Source organism: Pseudoalteromonas aurantia, assembly GCF_005886875.1.
Lineage (GTDB): Bacteria > Pseudomonadota > Gammaproteobacteria > Enterobacterales > Alteromonadaceae > Pseudoalteromonas > Pseudoalteromonas aurantia_A.
Genome location: NZ_PNBY01000115.1, coordinates 1 through 3733, shown reverse-complemented (window position 1 = coordinate 3733; position 3733 = coordinate 1). Strand labels below are relative to the sequence as shown.

Below are 3733 nucleotides of genomic sequence, written 5' to 3'. Positions count from 1 at the left end.
TGGGAAGGCCGTTTTAAATCACAAGCTTTACTTGATGAAGCGGCATTGGCAGCCTGTATGGCGTATGTTGATTTAAACCCAATTAGAGCCAAAATGGCTGAGACACCCGAAACCTCAGACTACACGAGTGTTAAGACCCGCTGTGAACATGCCAAAGAAGGCAAGCAACCGAAATACTTGGCGCGTTTTGCAGGTAGCCCCCGAAAGCACATGCCCAAAGGTTTACCCTTTGAATTAAAGTCCTATTTAGAACTGGTAGAGTTGACAGGAAGATATATGCGGGCAGATAAGCGAGGCGCTATAAGCCCAATCAACTCACCAATTCTAGACAGACTCAACATCGCCCCTGAGAATTGGCAAAAACTCACCACACAATTTACTAAAGTATTTCACGGCGCAGTAGGGCGACCTAAAAAGCTTGATAATTATTGCGCGAGCCTAGAAATTAAACGGCGGGCCAACTACACACAGTGTGAAAAGTTACTGGCTTAACGTTCAGAGTGATCAGCTAACGCCTTCAATAAGCCTTAATAACTAACGGTGGATTAGGCGTGTCTCTTTGACACTGAGTAGTTCAATTTCGTTATCTCTTTCAGTGTAAAGCGCATATTATCCATTCAACTTTGTGAACTCAACAATATCTCAGAGGTATTTTTTAAGGCTAGCAATAATTTTAAATGGGTGTCATTGTTCGTTCACGTAGTAGAAAAATAAAAACCATTATTTTCAGTTAATTAAACTTTATTTGAATGGGATTAATTAGCTTTATGTCACCATTTGGTTTTAAGTTTGTCCCAAACACTAAAAAGATCGAGATAACTTAAAACAGGAAACGTATTTTAATTTAACACTTTAGCAAGTGAATTACAGCTGTACGGAGTAATTCAATAAATCACTTTTACATTTTAATCATGAGAATTGATGAACTGCTCAATTTTACTTACATAGTATAGCGGTAAAACTAAAGCATCAGGGTTATCTACGGAGCCTTGTGAGCCTATCAATTTAATTGTCTTTTCAGGTTGGTAACGTTGCACATAAACATCGAGTGATTTAGCTCTTGTTCGCTTACCGCTTTTTACTTCAATCGGGAAAATGCTTCCTGATTCATGCTTGAATAAAAATTCAATTTCACTTCGAGCATATTCCCAAGAATAGGTTGGACTACCATATTTTGCTATTAGCTCGTTTTGCACAAAATTTTCGGCAATGTAGCCTTTATAATTGAAGCCCTGATCTCTGTGCTCTTTGTATGAAAGCCCAAGCATATTTCCTAGTAAACCAATATCGAAAAGGAAAAGCTTAAAGATATTTTCCTTAGCTAATGCGGGTAATGGCGAACTTGGCTGAGTATCTATAGGTTGGCATTTCGATAATAATTTACACTTGTCCAGCCAATTAATCGGCCCTGCTAATTCTTGATACCTTGTTTTCTTCTGAATAACATCTTTAAACTTAAACCGCTTTACTGAGTCATCAATGTTTTGTGAGAGTTGAATCGGTATGTTACGAAATATTGCTTGGATATGTTGCGCTGACACTTTGTCTGAATACTTGCCAAAGTCACGCTCATAACCAGCAATTAAAGCTTTGTGAATTTGATTTACTATCTGCGTTCTTTCGAAAATTCCGGTTGATTCTTCTGTTTCAAACCACGCTTTAACCGCTTCTGGCATTCCTCCCACGTAATAATAATCGAGCAACAAACCAAACAACTTATCATGTACAACAGGTGTCATTTTGTTTTGCTGAAACGATTTAATCAGGGGTGCTTTATTAGAAGCTAGTAAAAACTCTTCGAAAGTCAGCGGATAGAGTTCTAGCAGCTCTACTTTGCCTACAGGAAACGAACCTAACAAACCAATGTTAGAGCCAGATGCACAAACAAACATTTCAGGGCATTGTTCTGAAAAAAACTTTAACGAGTTAATTGCGGATTGGCACTCACCAATTTCATCAAAAATAATTAATGCGTTATTGCGCTGAATACTTACATTAAGCTCAAGCTCTATGTTATCGAGAATTTCTTGCGGCTTTAACGAGTCATTAAAAAGGTTAGCTAACGCTGGTTGCTCTAAAAAATCTAAACGAATAACTTGCTCGAATTGAGCACCAAATAGCTTTTCAAGTAAGTACGACTTACCTGTTTGTCTCGCGCCATCAAGAAGGATTGGCTTACGAGTGTTTTTATTTTTCCAAGCAATAAGCTTTTGAAGTAATAACCTTTCCACCACATACCCACTTTGAAAAATTCGCTTGCTATAAAGTATATGTCAACACATCTATATGCGCAATAAAATGTGGTTAATTACCTTTTTTATGCGCATAAAAGTGTGGTTTTAATCTGATTTTATCCGCAATAAAGTGTGGTTTAGCTATTTTTTCCTAATCCACTCTTGCACATCGGTTAACCGCCAACCTACGTTACTTGCAGTTAGTGGCACTCGCGCTGGAAACTTTCCTTCCCGTTCTAAGCGCCAAATGGTGGTTCTTGATAACCCGGTTAGCTCTTGAACTTCTTTCGAGCGAATAATTTTGTCTGGTGGTGGACTAGTATTTGATTGGTGATTTGATGAATTGTTCACCGGGGCGGTTACTTGAATATTACCTAATAAATGATTAAGCAATTGAAAACCAAAAAACTCAGTTTGTTTTTCAGTTAATTGAATGAACTCGATTTGATGATTCGCTTAGTAGTTTAGTTATTTCAGCTAGCGGACACCGCAAAAATAGTGATGCTTCAGTAGGCGTAAATCGCTGATATAACGATATACCCATACTATCAGCGAGTTCACATAAATTTGGGGTAAACGGCTTATTCATTGAGTCGTTTAAATCCTTATCACTACTTAATCAGCCACATAAACACGTATGAAAATATCGAGTCTTCGAATGTTATTGATTTCCTTTCAATTAGCATACAAAATAAATCATAGGATCACTAGAGAATAGTTTACATGGCACTTGCAGCTCACCTATCAAAATCAAACGAAAACTCGCTTGAAGCACGAGTGAATAACTTTCGTGTCGCGTTTGCTGCCTATCGTGATATTCAAGCTAGCCAATCACTTCATCAGCAAGCCCAAATGCAAGATACATTGGGCACAAAAGAAGAATTGACCGAAGCCAATACCATTGTCAAAAATAGCCTCGATATGGCCGCAAAAGACTTCAGTAAAAGTGAGCTTGAACAGGCACAAAAGCTTGGGCTAATTTCTAATTAAGAAGCTAAAAATATAGATGCGCTGACTATGGGGAGTGGTTTTACCATTTTCCCTTCTGAGCAGGAGATCCAAGAGAATCAAAAGCGTATAGCTGAAGCTCGCGCCTCAATGAGTGCTAAAAACAACGAGAAGAGCAAAGATAAGTCTCGCGATATTTGACTTAGGAACAGGGACGCATGAATTTACCGCTAAAAATACTCATTAAAATCTTTACGATATTTTCTTTCTTATTGAGCACTACAATAAACGCAACGTCTTTTGAATTTCAAAAACAATGTATTGCTGAATCAGATGATAGCAATATCAGCTATAAGCAACTTTACCAGCATCCACTAATCGAAAAAAAGAATCTGGCGTTATTTGGTCGTATTTGTCAGAACAGTGAACAGACAGCTCAACAGGGCGTTGTTTCCTAAATAATTGAACTTCTTTGGTTTGGTGCGATCAGATCATTAAATGCCTTAACCCATGATGTGAAATGAAGAAGAAAATCAGGAATTGGTCACAGT

5 protein-coding genes and 1 pseudogene are annotated in these 3733 nt (G+C 37.9%); 4 read left to right on the top strand and 2 right to left on the bottom strand.

The window, feature by feature from the left end:
* A pseudogene (locus CWC18_RS18410) lies at positions 1 to 492 on the top strand (transposase); the annotation flags it as partial.
* Positions 493 to 905: 413 nt separating this feature from the next.
* Here the strand turns inward: CWC18_RS18410 and CWC18_RS18405 are convergent.
* Positions 906 to 2231 (bottom strand): ATP-binding protein, encoded by a 1326-nt coding sequence (locus CWC18_RS18405; RefSeq protein WP_138593286.1) that lies wholly within the window; start codon positions 2229 to 2231, stop codon positions 906 to 908.
* A gap of 144 nt (positions 2232 to 2375) precedes the next feature.
* Positions 2376 to 2627 carry a helix-turn-helix transcriptional regulator gene (locus CWC18_RS18400; RefSeq protein WP_249348313.1) on the bottom strand — a complete coding sequence of 84 codons (252 nt, stop codon included), beginning with the start codon at positions 2625 to 2627 and terminating at the stop codon, positions 2376 to 2378.
* Positions 2628 to 2957: 330 nt separating this feature from the next.
* Between CWC18_RS18400 and CWC18_RS18395 the strand changes: the two genes are divergently transcribed.
* Genes CWC18_RS18395 through CWC18_RS18390 form a run of 3 tightly spaced genes read left to right on the top strand, consistent with a single transcriptional unit; the run spans position 2958 to position 3640 of the window.
* Complete coding sequence (locus CWC18_RS18395) at positions 2958 to 3224, top strand: hypothetical protein (RefSeq protein ID WP_138593284.1); 267 nt, start codon at positions 2958 to 2960, stop codon at positions 3222 to 3224.
* A 27-nt stretch (positions 3225 to 3251) separates the two neighbouring features.
* Positions 3252 to 3383, top strand: coding sequence for a hypothetical protein (locus CWC18_RS21785; protein ID WP_283235317.1), 132 nt, complete (start codon positions 3252 to 3254; stop codon positions 3381 to 3383).
* A 17-nt stretch (positions 3384 to 3400) separates the two neighbouring features.
* Positions 3401 to 3640 (top strand): hypothetical protein, encoded by a 240-nt coding sequence (locus tag CWC18_RS18390; protein ID WP_138675849.1) that lies wholly within the window; start codon positions 3401 to 3403, stop codon positions 3638 to 3640.
* The last annotated feature ends 93 nt before the right edge of the window (positions 3641 to 3733 follow it).

What these genes read in the sequence shown, in the direction of transcription:
- CWC18_RS18390 (WP_138675849.1), top strand. Translation starts at nt 3,401, where the DNA reads ATGAATTTACCGCTAAAAATACTCATTAAAATCTTTACGATATTTTCT.
- CWC18_RS21785 (WP_283235317.1), top strand. Translation starts at nt 3,252, where the DNA reads ATGGGGAGTGGTTTTACCATTTTCCCTTCTGAGCAGGAGATCCAAGAG.
- CWC18_RS18395 (WP_138593284.1), top strand. Translation starts at nt 2,958, where the DNA reads ATGGCACTTGCAGCTCACCTATCAAAATCAAACGAAAACTCGCTTGAA.